19 protein-coding genes are annotated in these 17,674 nt (G+C 71.9%); 11 read left to right on the forward strand and 8 right to left on the reverse strand.

The window, feature by feature from the left end; genetic code table 11:
- Positions 1-181: 181 nt before the first annotated feature.
- From fabG to ACZ6KF_RS12740, 3 genes are all read left to right on the forward strand, one after another.
- Positions 182-886 carry a 3-oxoacyl-[acyl-carrier-protein] reductase gene (gene fabG, locus ACZ6KF_RS12730; protein ID WP_469160306.1) on the forward strand — a complete coding sequence of 235 codons (705 nt, stop codon included), beginning with the start codon at positions 182-184 and terminating at the stop codon, positions 884-886.
- A 5-nt stretch (positions 887-891) separates the two neighbouring features.
- Positions 892-1,659: an enoyl-ACP reductase FabI gene (fabI, locus tag ACZ6KF_RS12735; protein ID WP_356632936.1), complete on the forward strand. Its 768-nt coding sequence runs from the start codon at positions 892-894 to the stop codon at positions 1,657-1,659.
- A 164-nt stretch (positions 1,660-1,823) separates the two neighbouring features.
- Positions 1,824-2,195, forward strand: coding sequence for a hypothetical protein (locus tag ACZ6KF_RS12740; protein ID WP_356632938.1), 372 nt, complete (start codon positions 1,824-1,826; stop codon positions 2,193-2,195).
- On the opposite strand, the gene ACZ6KF_RS12745 is transcribed toward ACZ6KF_RS12740, so the two are convergent.
- A complete protein-coding gene (locus tag ACZ6KF_RS12745; protein ID WP_356632940.1) occupies positions 2,170-2,856 on the reverse strand; it encodes a FadR/GntR family transcriptional regulator in 687 nt (228 codons plus the stop codon). The two genes, ACZ6KF_RS12740 and ACZ6KF_RS12745, sit on opposite strands and share 26 nt — an antisense overlap.
- A 71-nt stretch (positions 2,857-2,927) precedes the next feature.
- On the opposite strand from ACZ6KF_RS12745, the gene ACZ6KF_RS12750 reads away from it, so the two are divergent.
- The 5 genes from ACZ6KF_RS12750 to tyrS all read left to right on the forward strand — a co-directional run bounded on the left by ACZ6KF_RS12750 (position 2,928) and on the right by tyrS (position 8,825).
- Positions 2,928-4,298 (forward strand): CynX/NimT family MFS transporter, encoded by a 1,371-nt coding sequence (locus ACZ6KF_RS12750; protein ID WP_469238444.1) that lies wholly within the window; start codon positions 2,928-2,930, stop codon positions 4,296-4,298.
- A gap of 45 nt (positions 4,299-4,343) precedes the next feature.
- Positions 4,344-4,460, forward strand: coding sequence for an SGM_5486 family transporter-associated protein (locus tag ACZ6KF_RS12755; RefSeq protein WP_356632944.1), 117 nt, complete (start codon positions 4,344-4,346; stop codon positions 4,458-4,460).
- A 111-nt stretch (positions 4,461-4,571) separates the two neighbouring features.
- The gene (locus tag ACZ6KF_RS12760; protein ID WP_356632946.1) at positions 4,572-6,095 is read left to right on the forward strand and encodes a TldD/PmbA family protein; all 1,524 of its coding nucleotides are present in this window, start codon (positions 4,572-4,574) and stop codon (positions 6,093-6,095) included.
- Positions 6,092-7,486, forward strand: coding sequence for a metallopeptidase TldD-related protein (locus tag ACZ6KF_RS12765; RefSeq protein ID WP_356632948.1), 1,395 nt, complete (start codon positions 6,092-6,094; stop codon positions 7,484-7,486). Before ACZ6KF_RS12760 ends, ACZ6KF_RS12765 begins: the two co-directional genes overlap by 4 nt.
- A gap of 70 nt (positions 7,487-7,556) precedes the next feature.
- Complete coding sequence (tyrS, locus tag ACZ6KF_RS12770) at positions 7,557-8,825, forward strand: tyrosine--tRNA ligase (protein ID WP_469238445.1); 1,269 nt, start codon at positions 7,557-7,559, stop codon at positions 8,823-8,825.
- Positions 8,826-8,893: 68 nt separating this feature from the next.
- On the opposite strand, the gene ACZ6KF_RS12775 is transcribed toward tyrS, so the two are convergent.
- The gene (locus ACZ6KF_RS12775; protein WP_356632952.1) at positions 8,894-9,169 is read right to left on the reverse strand and encodes a GlsB/YeaQ/YmgE family stress response membrane protein; all 276 of its coding nucleotides are present in this window, start codon (positions 9,167-9,169) and stop codon (positions 8,894-8,896) included.
- Positions 9,170-9,348: 179 nt separating this feature from the next.
- Here ACZ6KF_RS12775 and ACZ6KF_RS12780 point away from each other — a divergent pair, with 179 nt between their 5' ends.
- The gene (locus tag ACZ6KF_RS12780) at positions 9,349-9,756 is read left to right on the forward strand and encodes a DUF3099 domain-containing protein (protein ID WP_469238446.1); all 408 of its coding nucleotides are present in this window, start codon (positions 9,349-9,351) and stop codon (positions 9,754-9,756) included.
- Positions 9,757-9,897: 141 nt separating this feature from the next.
- Complete coding sequence (locus ACZ6KF_RS12785) at positions 9,898-10,116, forward strand: hypothetical protein (protein WP_356632956.1); 219 nt, start codon at positions 9,898-9,900, stop codon at positions 10,114-10,116.
- Between the two features lie 33 nt (positions 10,117-10,149).
- On the opposite strand, the gene moaA is transcribed toward ACZ6KF_RS12785, so the two are convergent.
- The 3 genes from moaA to ACZ6KF_RS12800 all read right to left on the reverse strand — a co-directional run bounded on the left by moaA (position 10,150) and on the right by ACZ6KF_RS12800 (position 13,295).
- A complete protein-coding gene (gene moaA, locus ACZ6KF_RS12790; protein WP_469238447.1) occupies positions 10,150-11,139 on the reverse strand; it encodes a GTP 3',8-cyclase MoaA in 990 nt (329 codons plus the stop codon).
- 174 nt (positions 11,140-11,313) lie between these two features.
- Positions 11,314-12,942, reverse strand: coding sequence for a solute symporter family protein (locus tag ACZ6KF_RS12795; RefSeq protein WP_356632960.1), 1,629 nt, complete (start codon positions 12,940-12,942; stop codon positions 11,314-11,316).
- The gene (locus ACZ6KF_RS12800; protein ID WP_469160302.1) at positions 12,939-13,295 is read right to left on the reverse strand and encodes a DUF485 domain-containing protein; all 357 of its coding nucleotides are present in this window, start codon (positions 13,293-13,295) and stop codon (positions 12,939-12,941) included. The genes ACZ6KF_RS12795 and ACZ6KF_RS12800 overlap by 4 nt, the downstream gene beginning before the upstream one ends.
- A gap of 317 nt (positions 13,296-13,612) precedes the next feature.
- Here ACZ6KF_RS12800 and ACZ6KF_RS12805 point away from each other — a divergent pair, with 317 nt between their 5' ends.
- Complete coding sequence (locus ACZ6KF_RS12805; RefSeq protein WP_356632964.1) at positions 13,613-15,136, forward strand: S8 family peptidase; 1,524 nt, start codon at positions 13,613-13,615, stop codon at positions 15,134-15,136.
- A gap of 9 nt (positions 15,137-15,145) precedes the next feature.
- Here the strand turns inward: ACZ6KF_RS12805 and ACZ6KF_RS12810 are convergent, their stop codons facing one another.
- From ACZ6KF_RS12810 to ACZ6KF_RS12820, 3 genes are all read right to left on the reverse strand, one after another.
- Positions 15,146-15,793, reverse strand: coding sequence for a lysoplasmalogenase (locus ACZ6KF_RS12810; RefSeq protein WP_356632966.1), 648 nt, complete (start codon positions 15,791-15,793; stop codon positions 15,146-15,148).
- Positions 15,790-16,731 carry a sterol desaturase family protein gene (locus ACZ6KF_RS12815; protein WP_356632968.1) on the reverse strand — a complete coding sequence of 314 codons (942 nt, stop codon included), beginning with the start codon at positions 16,729-16,731 and terminating at the stop codon, positions 15,790-15,792. The genes ACZ6KF_RS12810 and ACZ6KF_RS12815 overlap by 4 nt, the downstream gene beginning before the upstream one ends.
- A gap of 112 nt (positions 16,732-16,843) precedes the next feature.
- Positions 16,844-17,554, reverse strand: coding sequence for a VIT1/CCC1 transporter family protein (locus tag ACZ6KF_RS12820; RefSeq protein WP_469238448.1), 711 nt, complete (start codon positions 17,552-17,554; stop codon positions 16,844-16,846).
- Between the last annotated feature and the right edge of the window lie 120 nt (positions 17,555-17,674).

A 17,674-nucleotide genomic window follows, 5' to 3' on the forward strand; every position in this document is an offset into this window, starting at 1 on the left:
AGCGCGGCCACGGCGCAGCCCATGCGCGGCCGACTGTAGGAATCCGACAGGTCACCGGGTGCGCCGCTGTCGGTGCCCGAATGTCCCGGGGCGGGGGCCGCCCGATAGGTTCTGGTAGGAAGCCGCCTGTCATCCAGGTGTTCGGGCGGGGGAATCCGACCGCAATCGAAAGGGTGATCCGTTGAGCCGCTCGGTTCTCGTCACCGGAGGCAACCGGGGCATCGGCCTCGCCATCGCCCGCGCTTTCGCCGACGCCGGCGACAAGGTCGCGATCACGTACCGCTCGGGTGAGCCGCCGGCCGGCTTTCTCGCGGTCAAGTGCGACATCACCGACTCCGAGCAGGTGGAGCAGGCCTACAAGGAGATCGAGGCCGAACACGGCCCGGTCGAGGTGCTGATCGCCAACGCCGGCATCACCAAGGACCAGCTCCTGATGCGCATGTCCGAGGAGGACTTCACCTCGGTCGTCGACACCAACCTCACCGGCACCTTCCGGGTCGTCAAGCGGGCCAACCGTGCCATGCTGCGCGCCAAGAAGGGCCGCGTCGTCCTCATCTCGTCCGTCGTCGGGCTGCTCGGTTCCGCGGGGCAGGCGAACTACGCCGCCTCCAAGGCCGCGATGGTCGGCTTCGCCCGTTCCCTCGCCCGTGAGCTGGGTTCGCGCAACATCACCTTCAACGTCGTCGCGCCGGGCTTCGTCGACACCGACATGACCCAGGCACTGTCCGAGGAGCAGCGCGCGGGCATCGTCGCGCAGGTGCCGCTCGGCCGGTACGCGCGCCCCGAGGAGATCGCCGCGACGGTGCGGTTCCTCGCCTCGGACGACGCCTCGTACATCACTGGAGCCGTCATTCCCGTTGACGGCGGACTGGGAATGGGTCACTGATCACCATGAGCGGAATTCTCGAGGGCAAGCGCGTCCTGATCACCGGTGTGCTGATGGAGTCCTCCATCGCCTTCCACACTGCGAGGCTGGCCCAGGAGCAGGGTGCGGAGATCATCCTGACCGCGTTCCCGCGGCCCACGCTGACCGAGCGCATCGCCAGGAAGCTGCCGAAGCCCACCAAGGTCATCGAGCTGGACGTCACCAACGACGAGCACCTCGGGCGGCTCGCGGACCTGGTCGGCGAGGAGCTGGGCGGCCTGGACGGCGTCGTGCACTCCATCGGCTTCGCCCCGCAGGACGCGCTCGGCGGCAACTTCCTGAACACGCCGTTCGAGTCCGTCGCCACGGCGATGCACGTCTCGGCGTACTCGCTGAAGTCGCTCACGATGGCATGCCTGCCGCTGATGCAGAATGGCGGTTCGGTCGTCGGCCTGACCTTCGACGCGCAGTACGCGTGGCCGCAGTACGACTGGATGGGCCCGGCCAAGGCGGCGCTGGAGGCCACCAGCCGCTACATGGCCCGTGACCTGGGCAAGCAGAACATCCGCTGCAACCTCGTCTCGGCGGGCCCGATCGGTTCGATGGCCGCGAAGTCCATCCCGGGCTTCGCCGAGCTGGCGTCCGTCTGGGACACCCGCGCCCCGCTGGAGTGGGACCTGAAGGACCCGGAGCCGGCCGGCCGCGGCGTCGTGGCGCTGCTGAGCGACTGGTTCCCGAAGACCACGGGCGAGATCATCCACGTGGACGGCGGTCTGCACGCCATCGGCGCGTAGCGCCCCCGGGTCTCGCGAAACGCCCCGTTCCCCGCCGCGCGCGGGGAACGGGGCGTCGCCCGTTCGGCCCAACCGGCCGAGCGGAGGAGGCGGACAACTGGGCACTCTGGATTACGCGTTCACCCACGCGTCCCTCCCCAGCACGGCCGAGGAGGTCCCCCCTTGTGCGCCTGCTTCGCCAACTGGCCTCAGTGACCGCCGCCGTGGCCCTCACCGCGTCCCTGCCGTACGACGTCCTCGACCACGCGCGCGTACCGGCCGGGATTCCGGCCCGGCCCGCCTCCGCACCCTCCCCGGCGCCGTTCGGCGCCGAATGCGGCACGAGCGTGCGGGGCTCGCGGGTGGTCGCCCGCTGTCACAACCCCTATGTGGACACCGACCGGGTCCGCCTGCACATCGAGTGCGACCGGTGGTGGGACCTCGACACCGACAGCGCGCCCGTGGACGCGGGGCCGGCCACGACGGTACGGCTGACCGGCCGCTGCTGGAAGGAAGTGCGCTCGGCCTGGGTCAGCCACCAGAACCGGGGGAGCTGAACCGGCACAGGAAGGGGTAGCCCGCGGCCACGGCCGCCGCCGTCTCCGCGTCGCCCGCGCGGATGGCGTCCAGCAGCCGGGCGTGCTCCTGGTAGGTCTCCGGCGTCAGCTCGTCGCCGATGTCGTCGCGGAGCCAGTCGCGCAGCACCTCGCCGAGGTCGGCGTACATCTCGGTCATGACGTCGTTGTGCGAGGCGGCCACGACGGCCAGGTGGAAGGTGGCGTCGGCGGTCACGAACTCCTCCCTGTCACCGGACTCCCAGGCCTCCTCCCGCCGCCTCAGCAGGGCGTCGAGCTGTCCGAGGTCCCGTTCGGTGCGCCGTTCGGCGGCCAGCCGCGCCGCGGCCGACTCCAGGGCGGAGCGCAGCTCGGCGATGTGCCGGGGGTCCGCGTCGGCGAACCGGCGGTGCATGACGCCCGCCAGCTCGCTGGTGGCCGCGACGTAGGTGCCGGAGCCCTGGCGGATGTCCAGGAGCCCGTTGTGGGCGAGGGCGCGGACGGCCTCGCGGACCGTGTTGCGGGCGACTCCGAGCTGTTCGACCAGCTCGGTCTCGGTCGGGATGCGGGAGCCGACGGGCCATTCGCCGGAGGTGATCTGGGTGCGCAGCTCGGCGATGACCTGCTCGGACAGGGCCGAGCGGCGGGGGTGACTCAGGGCCATGGCACACCTTTGCACGGACCGGGCGACCGCCGGCCGCACGGGGGATGGTCACCCAATCATCCCATGATTCTATGATGGCTGACATGGCGAGCAAGGAAACCCGTACGAGCCGGATACCCAGGACCCGGATGCTCAGGACCCGGACGCTCGGGACCCGGGCACCCAGGACGGACGGATCGCGCGGATCGAGTGCGGCAGGCGGACCGGGCGGCACGGTCGGCAGGGGTCCGGCGCACCGGGCGGCCGGCGCCCCGCGCGCGTGGGCCGCCCGGCTGACCGTCGTCGCCATCGTCCTGGCCGCCCTGAACCTCCGCCCCGCCATCACCAGCCTCGGCGCCCTGCTGGAGGAGGTCAGTGAAGGGCTCGGCATGAGCGGCAGCGTGGCCGGGCTGCTGACCTCGGTGCCGCCGCTGTGCTTCGCCGTCTTCGGCGTCACCGCCCCGCGTCTGGCCCGCCGCTTCGGGGCGGGGGCGGTGGTGTGCGCCGGCATGACGGCCATCGCCGCCGGCCTGCTGGTGCGCCCCTACGCCGGCGGCACGGCCGGCTTCCTCGCCGCCACCGCCCTCGCGCTGGCCGGCATCGCGGTCGCCAACGTCCTGATGCCGGTCATCGTCAAGCGCCGCTTCCCCGACCGGGTCGGCACCATGACCGGCCTCTACTCCATGGCCCTCGCCCTCGGCACCGCGACGGCCGCCGCGGTCACCGTGCCCGTGACCGACGCCCTCGGCGGCGACTGGCGCTCGGGTCTCGCGGTGTGGGCGGGACTCGCCGGGGCCGCCGTGGCGCCGTGGCTGGCGTTCGCACGGGACCGGGAACCGGCCGCCGAGCTGCCGTCCGCGCCCGCGCCCGCGCCCGCCCTGCGGATCACCCGCAGCCGCACCGCCTGGGCTCTTGCGGTGTTCTTCGGCCTCCAGGCCACCGGCGCCTACGTCACCATGGGGTGGATGGCGCAGATCTTCCGGGACGCCGGCGTGCCCGCCGGCACGGCCGGGGTGCTGCTCGCCGTCACCATGGTGATGGGCGTGCCCCTGGCCTTCGTCATCCCGCGGCTGGCCACCCGGCTGCCGCACCAGGGCCCGATCGTGGTGGCGCTGGGCGCCTGCGGGCTCGCCGGGTACGCCGGCCTGTACCTCGCGCCCGCCGGCGGGGCCTGGGCGTGGGCCGTGCTGCTCGGCGTGTCCAACTGCGCCTTCCCGCTGGCCCTGACCATGGTCGGCATGCGGGCCCGGACGGGCGCGGGCGTCGCCCAGCTGTCGGCCTTCGCGCAGAGCGCCGGCTATCTGCTGTCCATCCCCGGTCCGCTCCTGGTGGGCGTGCTCTACCAGCACAGCGGCGGCTGGGGCCTGCCGCTGGCCCTGATGGCCGCGCTGATGATCCCGCAGACGGCCGTGGGCGTCCTGGCCGGCCGGGACCGCACGGTCGAGGACGAGGCGCGCCGCTGACACCCCCGGGGGCCCGCTGCGCGGCGGGGGTGCGAGACTTGCCGTATGCCTGTGCTCGACCCGAACCCCCGCAACGGTCAGAAGAAGATGCTGCTCGTCTTCGGCTCGTTCCTCGCCATCTTCGTGATCATCGCCGTCGTCGCGACGATCGCCGCGCCCTGACCGGCGGGCCGGACCGGTCGATCCCGGATTTTCGGCGGAAGCCCGCCTGCGAGCCATGATTCACTGCCGGTGACGGCCATCGCAGGAGAGCACCTCGAAGGGATCCCACTCGTGCCCCACGAAGTCGATCAGTCATTCCTGGCGCTCCCGCTACGCGCCCTGGCGGACGCCGCGCTGGCACGCGCGCGTGCGCTCGGGGCGGAGCACGCCGACTTCCGGCTGGAGCGGGTGCGCAGCGCGTCCTGGCGGCTGCGGGACGGCAAGCCGTCCGGCTCGTCGGACACCACGGACCTCGGCTACGCGGTCCGCGTCGTCCACGGCGGAACCTGGGGTTTCGCGTCGGGCGTGGACCTGACGATGGACGCGGCGGCACGGGTCGCCTCGCAGGCGGTGGCGATGGCGAAGCTGTCGGCCCAGGTGATCCGGGCGGCCGGGTCCGATGAGCGCGTGGAGCTGGCCGACGAGCCCGTGCACGCGGACAGGACCTGGGTCTCGTCGTACGAGATCGACCCGTTCACGGTGCCGGACGAGGAGAAGTCCGGGCTGCTGGCCGAGTGGAGCGGGCGGCTGCTGGCGGCCGACGGGGTCGACCACGTCGACGCCTCGCTGCTCACCGTGCACGAGAACAAGTTCTACGCCGACACGGCCGGGACGGTGACCACGCAGCAGCGGGTGCGGCTGCATCCGCAGCTGACGGCCGTCTCGGTGGACGACTCCAGCGGCGAGTTCGACTCGATGCGGACCATCGCCCCGCCGGTCGGGCGCGGCTGGGAGTACCTGACGGGCACCGGCTGGGACTGGGACGCGGAGCTGGCCGAGCTGCCTGAGCTGCTCGCCGGGAAGATGCGCGCGCCGAGCGTGGAGCCGGGGCTGTACGACCTGGTGGTCGACCCGTCCAACCTGTGGCTGACCATCCACGAGTCCATCGGGCACGCCACCGAACTCGACCGCGCGCTCGGCTACGAGGCCGCCTACGCGGGCACCTCGTTCGCGACGTTCGACCGGCTCGGCAAGCTGAAATACGGCTCCGAGCTGATGAACGTCACCGGCGACCGCACCGCCGAGCACGGCCTGGCCACCGTCGGCTACGACGACGAGGGCGTCGAGGCGCAGTCGTGGGACCTGGTGAAGGACGGCACGCTGGTCGGCTACCAGCTGGACCGGCGGATCGCGCGGCTCACCGGGTTCGAGCGGTCCAACGGCTGCGCGTTCGCGGACTCCCCCGCGCACGTGCCGGTGCAGCGCATGGCCAACGTCTCACTGCGGCCGGACCCGGCCGGGATGTCGACCGAGGACCTCATCGGAGGCGTCGACCGGGGCATCTACGTGGTCGGCGACCGGTCGTGGTCCATCGACATGCAGCGCTACAACTTCCAGTTCACGGGCCAGCGCTTCTTCCGGATCGAGAACGGCCGGCTCACCGGCCAGCTGCGGGACGTGGCCTACCAGGCGACGACCACCGACTTCTGGGGCTCCATGGCGGCCGTCGGAGGCCCGCAGACGTACGTACTGGGCGGCGCCTTCAACTGCGGCAAGGCCCAGCCGGGCCAGGTCGCGGCCGTCTCGCACGGCTGCCCGTCCGCCCTCTTCAGGGGCGTCAACATTCTGAACACGACGCAGGAGGCCGGTCGATGAGCGTGTCCGCCAACAAGCCGCACGAGATCGTCGAGCGGGCCCTGGAACTGTCCCGGGCGGACGGCTGCGTCGTGATCGCCGACGAGCACTCCACGGCGAACCTGCGCTGGGCCGGCAACGCGCTGACCACCAACGGCGTCACGCGCGGACGCACCCTCACCGTCGTCGCGACCGTCGACGGCAAGGAAGGTACGGCGACCGGCGTGGTGTCACGGTCGGCGGTGACCGTGGACGAGCTGGAGCCGCTGGTGCGGGCCGCCGAGGCCGCCGCGCGCGGTGCGGGGCCCGCCGAGGACGCGCAGCCCCTGGTGACCGGGGCCGGTGCGAGCCCGGACTTCACGGACGCGCCAGCCGAGACGTCGTCCGCCGTGTTCGCCGACTTCGCGCCGGCGCTCGGCGAGGCGTTCGCCCGCGCGCGGGCCGGCGGACGCGAGCTGTACGGGTTCGCCCACCACGAGCTGACCTCCAGCTATCTCGGGACCTCCGCGGGGCTGCGGCTGCGGCACGACCAGCCGAACGGGACGCTGGAGCTGAACGCCAAGTCGCCGGACCGCGCCCGCTCGGCGTGGGCGGGCCGCTCGACCCGTGGCTTCAAGGACGTCGACCCGCTGGCACTGGACGCTGAGCTGGCCGTACGCCTCGGCTGGGCCGAGCGCCGGACCGAGCTGCCGGCCGGGCGGTACGAGACGCTGCTGCCGCCGACCGCGGTGGCGGACCTGCTGATCTACCAGATGTGGTCGGCGTCGGGCCGGGACGCGGTCGAGGGCCGCACCGTGTTCTCCAAGCCGGGCGGCGGCACCCGCGTCGGCGAGCGGCTGACCGAGCTGCCGCTGACCCTGCGCAGCGACCCCGACGAGCCGGGCCTCGAGTGCGCCCCCTTCGTGCTGACGCACTCCTCCGGCGACGACTCCTCGGTGTTCGACAACGGCCTGCCGCTGGCCCCCACCGAGTGGGTCGCCGAGGGAGAGCTGAGGCATCTGCTCACCTCCCGGCACACCGCCGGGCTCACCGGACTGCCGCTCGCGCCGTCCATCGACAACCTGGTCCTCGACGGCGGCGAGGACCGCTCGCTGGCGGACATGGTCGCGGACACGGAGCGCGGGCTGCTGCTCACGTGCCTGTGGTACATCCGCGAGGTCGACCCGGCGACGCTGCTGCTGACGGGCCTGACCCGGGACGGCGTCTACCTGGTGGAGAACGGCGAGGTGACCGGCGAGGTGAACAACTTCCGGTTCAACGAGTCGCCGGTCGGGCTGCTGGGGCGGGCGACCGAGGCGGGGCGCACGGAGAAGACGCTGCCGCGGGAGTGGAGCGACTGGTTCACCCGGGCCGCGATGCCCCCGCTGCGCATCCCGGATTTCAATATGAGTTCTGTCAGCCGGGGCGTATAACCTCGTAGTCGTTCGTGGCCCGGTGTCGCACCGGGCCACCCGAGAGATCATCCAAGGAGACGCGAGAACCGTGACGGACATCGTCGACGAGCTGAAGTGGCGGGGGCTGTTCGCCCTGTCCACCGATGAGGACGCTTTGCGCAAGGCGCTCGCGGACGGTCCCGTCACGTTTTATTGCGGCTTCGACCCGACCGCGCCGTCGCTGCACGTCGGGCATCTGGTGCAGGTGCTGACCGTACGGCGGCTGCAGCAGGCCGGGCACCGGCCGCTGGCCCTGGTCGGCGGCGCGACGGGCCTGATCGGCGACCCCCGCCCGACCGCGGAGCGCACGCTCAACGACCCGGAGACCGTCGCCGGCTGGGTCGACCGGCTGCGCGGCCAGATCGAGCCGTTCCTGTCCTTCGAGGGCGAGAACGCGGCCGTGATGGTCAACAACCTCGACTGGACGCAGAACCTTTCCGCGATCGAGTTCCTGCGCGACATCGGCAAGCACTTCCGCGTCAACAAGATGCTGACGAAGGAGCCGGTCGCCCGGCGGCTGGAGTCCTCCGAGGGCATCAGCTACACGGAGTTCAGCTACCAGCTGCTCCAGGGCATGGACTTCCTGCAGCTCTACCGGCGCTACGGCTGCACGCTCCAGCAGGGCGGCAGCGACCAGTGGGGCAACCTCACGGCCGGCCTCGACCTGATCCACCGGCTGGAGCCGGACGCCACCGTGCACGCGCTGGCGACGCCGCTGATGACGAAGGCGGACGGCACCAAGTTCGGCAAGACCGAGGGCGGCGCCGTCTGGCTCGACCCGGAGATGACGACGCCGTACGCGTTCTACCAGTTCTGGCTGAACGTCGACGACCGGGACATCTCGCGCTACCTGCGGATTCTGTCCTTCAGGTCCCGTGAGGAGCTCGAGGAGCTGGAGAAGCAGACCGAGGAGCGGCCGCAGGCCCGCGCCGCGCAGCGGGCGCTGGCCGAGGAGCTGACGACGCTCGTGCACGGCGCCGACCAGACGGCCGCCGTGATCGCCGCGTCCCGGGCGCTGTTCGGCCAGGGCGAACTGGGCGGTCTCGACGAGCGGACGCTCGCCGCGGCGCTGTCCGAGGTGCCCCACGTCACGGTGGCCGAGCTGGGCCCGGCGGTGGACCTGTTCGCGGAGGTCGGCCTGGTGCCGAGCAAGTCGGCCGCGCGCCGCACGGTGAAGGAGGGCGGCGCCTACGTGAACAACGTCAAGGTCGTCTCCGAGGACGCCGTGCCCGCGCGCGAGGACCTGCTGCACGGCCGCTGGCTGGTGCTGCGCCGGGGCAAGAAGAACCTGGCCGCGGTCGAGGTCGCCGGCGGCTGAGCACCCGTACGCCCGGCGCGGGGGCGGCCGCCGGGGACGGCGTACGCCCCCGCGCCGTACGGCGTGGCTCAGGCCCGGCGCCGGTTGCCGCGCAGCGCCATGTAGACCATGTCGCCGAGGAACACGATGACGATCGCGGCCACCAGCTGGAAGATGTGCCGGCTCCAGTCGATGCCCGGCGTCTCGTCGACGCCGAATCCCCGGGCCACGGCGTTGCCGACGATGGCGCCCAGGATGCCGAAGATGGTGGTCAGCCAGAGGGGACTGTGCTGTTTGCCCGGGATGACCGCCTTGGCGATCAGGCCCAGCACGAATCCCACGATGATCGCCCACAACCAGCCCATGGCTGCCTCCTCGTCCGGATCTGCGTGAGCATTACGCCCAGTCTCGGCCGGGGCGCCCGGAGCCGCATGCCGGCCTCGGCCGAACGGGGGACGCCCCCGGTCTCCGCGAGCGCGGGGTGGCGGCGTACCGTGGAGGTGTCCGGGGGGAACAGCGCGATGCGGGCGGATGGTGGAAGGCGATGCTGAAGCGGCGCGGCGGCGGGAACGCCCAGGTGTACCGGATCACCGGCGCCCGGCAGGGGCTGCACGACGACGTCCGCGGGCGGGAGCGGCGCTACATCATCTCGATGTCGGTGCGGACCCTCTCGGTGATCCTCGCGGCGGTGCTGTGGAACGTCGAGCGGCATGTCGCGATCGTCGGGCTGGTGCTCGGCATGGTGCTGCCCTATATCGCGGTGGTCGTCGCGAACGCGGGCCGGGAGAACGCGCCGGGGCTGCCGTCGACGTTCGTGACCGTGCCCCATCCGCCGATGATCTCCCCTCCCCCGGCGCCGGGCGGGAACGCGGAGGAACCCGGCGGCGTGGACGACGCGCAGGCCGAGGACCCACTGCGCACAAAGCTCAGGAAAAGCTCAGATCAATCATGACGTTCCGGTGCCCGGCGGACGGTTACCCGTGACATACTTCGTACGCGCTCCGCATCCCCCGTCGGAGCGACGGACCGACGCCGGGCAGCTCCCCCCGTGGCTGCTCGGCGTCGCCTTTTGTACGGACCTGTGAGACGAACCGTGACCGACGAGACCCCCGTGTGCTCCGCCAAGGGCTGCCGCGCCGACGCCGTGTGGGTGCTGGCGTGGAACAACCCGAAGCTGCACACGCCGGAGCGGCGCAAGACCTGGCTGGCCTGCGAGGAGCACCGGGAGCATCTGTCGCAGTTCCTGGGCGTGCGAGGCTTCCTGAAGGACGTCGTCCTGCTCGCTCAGTGGGAGTCCCGACAGGGGTCCTGACCCGCCGCGGACGCGGTGAGCCGCCGATCGCGGTCAGCCGCCGATCGCGGACATCGGCCGGTCCGGCTGGACGAACGAGGGATCGTCCAGGCCCGCGCCGGCCTTCTTGCCCCACATGGCCGCCTTCCACAGGCGGGCGATCTCCTCGTCGGGTGCGCCGGAGCGCAGGGCGGTGCGCAGGTCGGTCTCCTCGGTGGCGAACAGGCAGGTGCGTATCTGCCCGTCGGCGGTGAGGCGGGTGCGGTCGCAGGCCCGGCAGAACGGGCGGGTGACGGAGGCGATGACGCCGACGCGGTGCGGGCCGCCGTCGACCAGCCAGCGTTCTGCGGGGGCGGAGCCGCGGGCCTCGTCGCCCTCGGGCGTGAGGTCGAAGCGGGTGCGCAGGTAGTCGAGGATGTCCCCAGCGGTGATCATGCCGTCGCGCTTCCAGCCGTGCTGGGCGTCGAGGGGCATCTGCTCGATGAACCGCAGTTCGTAGTCGTGCTCGACGGCCCAGGCGAGCAGGTCGGGGGCCTCGTCGTCGTTGAGCCCCGGCATCAGCACGGAGTTGACCTTCACGGGGGTGAGGCCGGCCTCGCGCGCGGCCGTCAGGCCCTCCAGGACGTCCCGGTGGCGGTCGCGGCGGGTGAGGGCCTTGAAGACGTCGGGGCGCAGGGTGTCGAGGGAGACGTTGACGCGGTCCAGGCCCGCCGCCTTCAGGGCCGGGGCGGTGCGCTTGAGGCCGATGCCGTTGGTCGTCAGGGACATCCGGGGCCGCGGCTCCAGGGCGGCGACGCGCTCGACGATGCCGACCAGGCCGGGGCGCAGCAGCGGCTCGCCGCCGGTGAAGCGGACCTCCTCGACGCCGAGCGAGGTGACCGCGATGCCTATCAGGCGGACGATCTCGTCGTCGGTGAGCAGATCCGTCTTGCCCAGCCACTGCAGCCCTTCCTCGGGCATGCAGTACGTGCAGCGCAGGTTGCAGCGGTCGGTCAGCGAGACCCTCAGGTCGGTGGCCACCCGGCCGTAGGTGTCGATGAGCACGGGGCCCACTCCCTCAGCGGATCGCGGAGCACTTCTTCTACGACACCTGCGAGCCTACGCGACCGCACCGACAACGCGGGACGCCCGCATCCCACGGAGAACGGCGCGGCCGCGCCGCGGGAACCCACCAGCAGGCCCCCACGGCGCGGCCGTCGGTACGCGGTGCGACGCGTGTCAGTGCGCTCCGGTGCCGGTCAGGGACCGGACCTCCAGCTCGGCGAACTTCTTGGCGTCGGGCTCCTCCTTCGACAGGACGGTGCCGAGCCAGCCCATCAGGAAGCCGAACGGGATGGAGATGATGCCCGGGTTCTTGAGCGGGAACCAAGCGAAGTCGACGTCCGGGAACATCGCCTTCGGGTCGCCGGAGACGACCGGGGAGAACAGCACCAGGCCGACGGCGACGATGAGGCCGCCGTAGATCGACCACAGCGCGCCCTGGGTGGTGAAGCGCTTCCAGAACAGGCTGTAGAGGATGGTCGGCAGGTTGGCGGAGGCGGCGACCGCGAAGGCCAGCGCGACCAGGCCGGCGACGTTGAGGTCGCGGGCGAGGGCGCCCAGGGCGATGGAGACGACGCCGATGCCGATGGTGGCCAGGCGGGCGGCCCGGACCTCCTCCTTCTCGGTGGCCTGACCCTTCCTGATGACGTTGGCGTAGATGTCGTGGGCGAACGACGAGGACGAGGCCAGGGTGAGGCCGGCGACCACGGCGAGGATCGTCGCGAAGGCCACCGCCGAGATGGTGGCGAGCAGGATCGCGCCCCACGCGGAGTCGACGCCGCCCAGGTGGAGGGCGAGCAGCGGGGCCGCGGTGTTGCCGGACGGGTTGGACGCGATGATCTCGTCCTGGGAGATCAGCGCGGCGGCGCCGAAGCCGAGGGCGATGGTCATCAGGTAGAAGGCGCCGATGATGCCGATGGCCCAGTTCACCGACTTACGGGCGGCCTTGGCGTTGGGCACGGTGTAGAAGCGGATCAGGATGTGCGGCAGGCCCGCGGTGCCCAGGACCAGGGCGATGCCGAGGGAGATGAAGTCCAGCTTGGAGGTGCCGGTGGCGCCGTACTGGAGTCCGGGCTCCAGGAAGGCGGCGCCCTTGCCGCTGTTCTCGGCGGCCTCGCCGAGCAGGTCGGAGACGTTGAAGTTGAACTTCAGCAGCACCAGGAACGTAATGAGGATCGTGCCGCCGATGAGCAGCACGGCCTTGACCATCTGGACCCAGGTGGTGCCCTTCATGCCGCCGATGGAGACGTACATGATCATCAGGATGCCGACGAGGGCGACGATGAGGATCTTGCCGGCGTCGGAGGTGATGCCGAGCAGCAGGGAGACCAGGACGCCCGCGCCGGCCATCTGGGCGAGCAGATAGAAGATCGACACGACGATGGTGGAGGTGCCGGCCGCGGTGCGCACCGGGCGCTGGCGCATGCGGTAGGCGAGGACGTCGCCCATTGTGTAGCGGCCGGAGTTGCGCAGCGGCTCGGCGACCAGCAGCAGGGCCACCAGCCAGGCGACCAGGAAGCCGATGGAGTAGAGGAAGCCGTCGTAGCCGAAGAGGGCGATGGCGCCCGCGATGCCGAGGAAGGACGCGGCCGACATGTAGTCGCCGGAGACGGCCAGGCCGTTCTGGAAGGCGCTGAAGGAGCGTCCGCCGGCGTAGAAGTCGGCGGCGTCCTTGGTCTGGCGGCCGGCCCAGACGGTGATGAACAGGGTCGCGACGACGAACAGTGCGAACAGGGTGATGATGAGCGGCCGGTGCTCGCTGGCCTCGTTGGCGGCGAGGATCACGGTCTGCTGTGCGGGGCTCATGCGCCGCCCTCCATCCGGGTCTTGATGGCCTCGGCCTTCGGGTCCAGCTCCGCGGCGGCGTGCCGGGAGTACCACCAGGCGATGAGGAACGTGGTGACGAACTGGGCGACGCCGAGGACGAAGGCGACGTTGATGTTGCCGAACAGCTTCGTGCCCATGAAGCCGCCCGCGTAGTTGGACAGCAGCACGTACAGCAGGTACCAGGCGATGAAGCCGACGGTCAGCGGAAAGGCGAAGGAGCGGTAGGAGCGGCGCAGATCACCGAACTCCGCGCTCTCGTGCACCTCGACGAACTCCTCGGGCGAGGGGAGTCGGTGAACTGGTTTCGAGGGGGGCGGTGCGTCGGTGGCCACGGAGTCTCCTCGTACGACGGACAGGGAACGGCTCATGCGTCATAGTGATGTGGATCACATGACCGGGCGGTGATGTTAGGCGCTCCGGCGGTGATCCGACAGGGGGCTCGCTCATGCGCGGCCTCCCTGCTCAACGTCACGGCGCGACGCGGGTGCCGGTTCAAGTCGTCCGCAGTCTTTTCGAACTCGCGCCCGGAAGTCATTGCTGGCCAGCAAGTTCGGGGGATAGCTTCGGCGTGCACTGTTCGTCATGCACCTGCCCAAGGCCCATCTGTGCCTCGGGCGGACTCTCGTTTCCCGGATGATGTGGAGACCCCATGGCTCATCTGCGTTCCAGACGTCGGCTCGCGCTCGCCGTGCCCGTCGTGCTGTCGCTGACCGCCTCCCTCGGCTTCCTGCCCGCCGCCGCCTCGGCCGCCCCGCTCGCGGAGACCGGCGCCCGGACGGCGGAGGCGGCGAACCTGGCGTACGTCGTCAACACCAAGGTGGACCGGCGCACGATCGCGTCCGTCGAGAAGGCCGTCGTCGCCGCGGGCGGCACGGTCGTGACGACGTACGACCGCATCGGCGTGATCGTCGCGCACTCGGCGAACCCGGAGTTCGGCGAGGCGATGCGCGCGGTGCGCGGAGTGCAGTCCGCGGGCGCCACGCGCACCTCGCCGCTGGTCGCCCAGGGCACGACGGACATGGGCGCGGCCGACTATCTGACGGACGCGGAGGCCGCGAAGGTCGAGGCCGCCGCCGAGGACGGCGCCGAGCCGCTCGAGGCCGACCAGTGGGACCTGCGGGCCATCGGCGCCGACCGGGCCGCGCGGATCAACCCGGGCAGCTCCAAGGTGACCGTCGCGGTCATCGACACCGGCGTGGACGACACCCACCCGGACCTCGCCCCGAACTTCTCCGCGGGCCAGTCCGCCAACTGCGTGGGCGGCGTCGCGGACACCAGCGAGGGCGCCTGGCGGCCGTACACCGCGAACGACTACCACGGCACGCACGTCGCCGGCGAGATCGCCGCGGCCCGCAACGGCATCGGCGTCGCTGGCGTCGCGCCGGGCGTGAAGGTCTCCAGCATCAAGGTCAGCGACCCCAACGACGGACTCTTCTACCCGGAGAACGTCGTCTGCGCGTTCGTCTTCGCCGCCGACCACGGCGTCGAGATCACGAACAACAGCTACTACGTCGACCCGTGGCTGTACAACTGCATGGACGACCCCGACCAGCGGGCCATCGTCGACGCGGTCAACCGGGCCCAGCTGTACGCGCAGGCCAAGGGCACGCTGCACCTGGCGTCGGCCGGCAACTCCAACCACGACCTGGACGCCGACGCGATCGTCGACGACTCCAGCCCGGACGACTCCACGCCGGTCGAGCGCACGATCGACCCGCACGAGTGCTTCGACGTGCCGACCCAGCTGCCGGGCATCGTCACGGTCAGCGCCACGGGCGTCAGCAACCTCAAGTCGTACTACTCCTCGTACGGCCGCGGCGTCGTCGACGTGGCCGCGCCCGGTGGCGACCGGCTCTACCAGATCCCGGACACGCCGTCGAAGAACGGCCGCATCCTGTCGACCATGCCGAACAACGCGTACGGCTTCCTCCAGGGCACCTCGATGGCGTCGCCGCACGCCGCGGGCGTCGCCGCGCTGCTCAAGTCCGAGCACCCGTGGGCGTCCCCGGCTCAGCTGCAGGCCCTGCTGAAGGCCCAGGCCGACGCGACCGCCTGCCCCGAGTCCTACGACCAGAACGGCGACGGCACGCAGGACGCGGTGTGCAAGGGCGGCACGCGCGCCAACGGCTTCTACGGCGCCGGCATCGTGAACGCGCTGCGCGCGGTGAAGTAACCCACGCGGTCAGGGGCGCGGCCGGTGCTGCACCGGCCGCGCCCTTGTCGTGCCGCGCGCCAGGAGGTACTGCGCGGCCAGGTACGTGAGCATGATCCACAGGTCGGGCCGGGGAGGCTGCGGCCGGTCGGCGACGCCGGTGGCGATGAGGGTGTCGGAGAGCATGAACAGCGCGCCCCCGGTTCCGGCGGCGACGCCGAGGCGGACGGCGGCCGTGCAGGCCATGGCGGTGAGCAGGGCGCTGTAGACGGCGACGGGGACTCGTAGGCCGGACGGGAGACCGGGGGCGAGCAGGGCGACCGTGACGGCGAGGGCGGCGGAGTAGGCGAGGGCGGCCGGGACGGCACGCGGGTGCGTGGGGCCGCCGTACCGCGCGAAGAGGATCAGGTAGCACACGTGCCCGACGGCGAAGCAGGCCATCCCGGCGAGGAAGGCGGGCTCGGCGTCCCACAGCAGCAGCGTGTCCCCGGCCCACCCGCACAGCAGGGCGGCGACGAGCGGCCGGGGAGCGCCGGAGCGGGCGGCCCAGCCGGCGAGCAACGGCATCAGCAGCGGCTTGACCGCCACGTGGCCGGGGGTGAAGCCGGCGGCGAGGAAGGCCAGGTCGGCGAGGGCGGCACAGAAGAAGGCGACGAGCAGCGCGCGGGCAGCGCTCACGCGGCCGGGTTCTCGTCGGCCGGCGCGAGCGGGGTGACGCGGCCCGGCGTCGGCGCCGCGGGTCCCGCCGTCGCGGGTCCCGGCACCGCGGGTCCCGCCGCCGCTGCGGGCGCCGGCTGCCAGCCCGGGCCCCGGAACAGGCGGCCCGTGCGCTCGCGCCAACCCGTCGCACGGCGCAGGTCCTTGGCGATGGCCACGTACTCGTGGGTGGCCACCTTCAGCGGGTTGTACGTGTCGATGTTCTTGGTCAGCCCGTACACCGGGCGCTCCCGCTCCGCGGTGAAGGAACCGAAGAGGCGGTCCCAGACGATGAGGATGCCGCCAAAGTTGCGGTCCAGATAGCCGCCCTGGGAGGCGTGGTGCACCCGGTGGTGGGACGGGGTGTTGAAGACGGCCTCGAACCAGCGGGGCATCCTGTCGATCCGCTCGGTGTGGATCCAGAACTGGTACACCAGGTTCGCCGAGGAGCAGAAGGCGAGGGCGGCCGGGTGCACGCCGGCGGCGACCAGGGGGACGTAGAACGGCCAGACGGTCAGGGAGGTCCACGGCTGGCGCAGGGCGGTGGTGAGGTTGAACCTGCGGCTGGAGTGGTGGACGACGTGACAGGCCCACAGGATGCGGACGACGTGGTGTCCCCGGTGGGACCAGTAGTAGAAAAAGTCCTGTGCGAGGAGCATCAGCGCGACCGTCCACCACAGCACCGGCACGCGCAGCGGGGTGAGTTCGTAGACGGCCGTGTAGATCGCGACGACGGGGATCTTCCACAGCAGGTCGAACACGAGACTGCCGAGCCCCATGGTGACGCTGGTGGCGGCGTCCTTGGCGTCGTACCCGGCCGCGTCGTCGTCGGGATGGAGCCGGACGCTGATCATCTCGACGACGGCGAGCAGCACGAAGGCGGGGATGGACCACAGCACGACGTTGGGGAGGTTCGGCATGGCTGCACCGTAGGACCGGGAAACCTGCCGCGGCTAGACGTTGTTACCGATAAGTATTACCGGAGGTAAGCGCTTGCCGGTTGGCCATCTCCGCCAATGGACGACTCGCGCGTCATACCCCCGCCACGTCCAGCAGGCTCCCCGCCGCGTACGTGACCCCCATCGCCACCGCCCCGCCCACGACGTTCCGCGTCACCGCGCGTGCCGGCGGGGCGGCCCCCGGGCGGGCGCTGCTCCAGCCCGTGGCGGCCAGGGCCGTCAGCACCGAGCCCACCGTCACCGCCAGCCGCCACTCGGCCGGCGGCAGGACGATGGCGAGCAACGGCAGCAGCGCGCCCGCCGTGAAAGCGAGGAAGCCGGCCCAGGCGGCGTGCCAGGGGTTGGTGAGTTCGTCGGGGTCGGTGCCGAGCTCCACGCGCGCGTGCGCCCGCAGCGCGTCCCGCTCCGTCAGCTGGACCGCCGCCTCCCGGGCCACCTCCCGCGTCAGCCCTCGCCGTGCCGGCAGGTCCGTCAGCTCGGCCGGCTCCGCCTCCGGCCGCTCCCTCAGCTCGCGCCGTTCCACGGCCAGCGCGGCCTTCTCGGAGTCCCGCTGGGTGGAGACCGAGACGTACTCCCCCGCCGCCATCGACATCGAGCCGGCGAGCAGCCCGGCCAGACGGGCCGTCAGCAACGCGGAGCGGTCGTCGGTGGCGCCGGCCACGCCGACGACGAGGCCCGCGGTGGAGCCGATGCCGTCGTTGGCGCCCAGCACCGCAGCGCGCAGCCGGTTCAGGCGCTCCCCCAGTGTGCCCCGGCGCTCCCCGGCGGGGTTCGGTTCGGTCACGTTCGGAGGATGGCACCCCGCGCGCGGCCGGGAGCGCACCGACCCGCCGCCTCGAACGGACGGGCCGGCCAGGCGAACGGACGCCCGGTCCGGGCGGGGCGGTCCTCGAACGGGCGGCCC

This window comes from Streptomyces sp. NPDC046379, assembly GCF_055587785.1.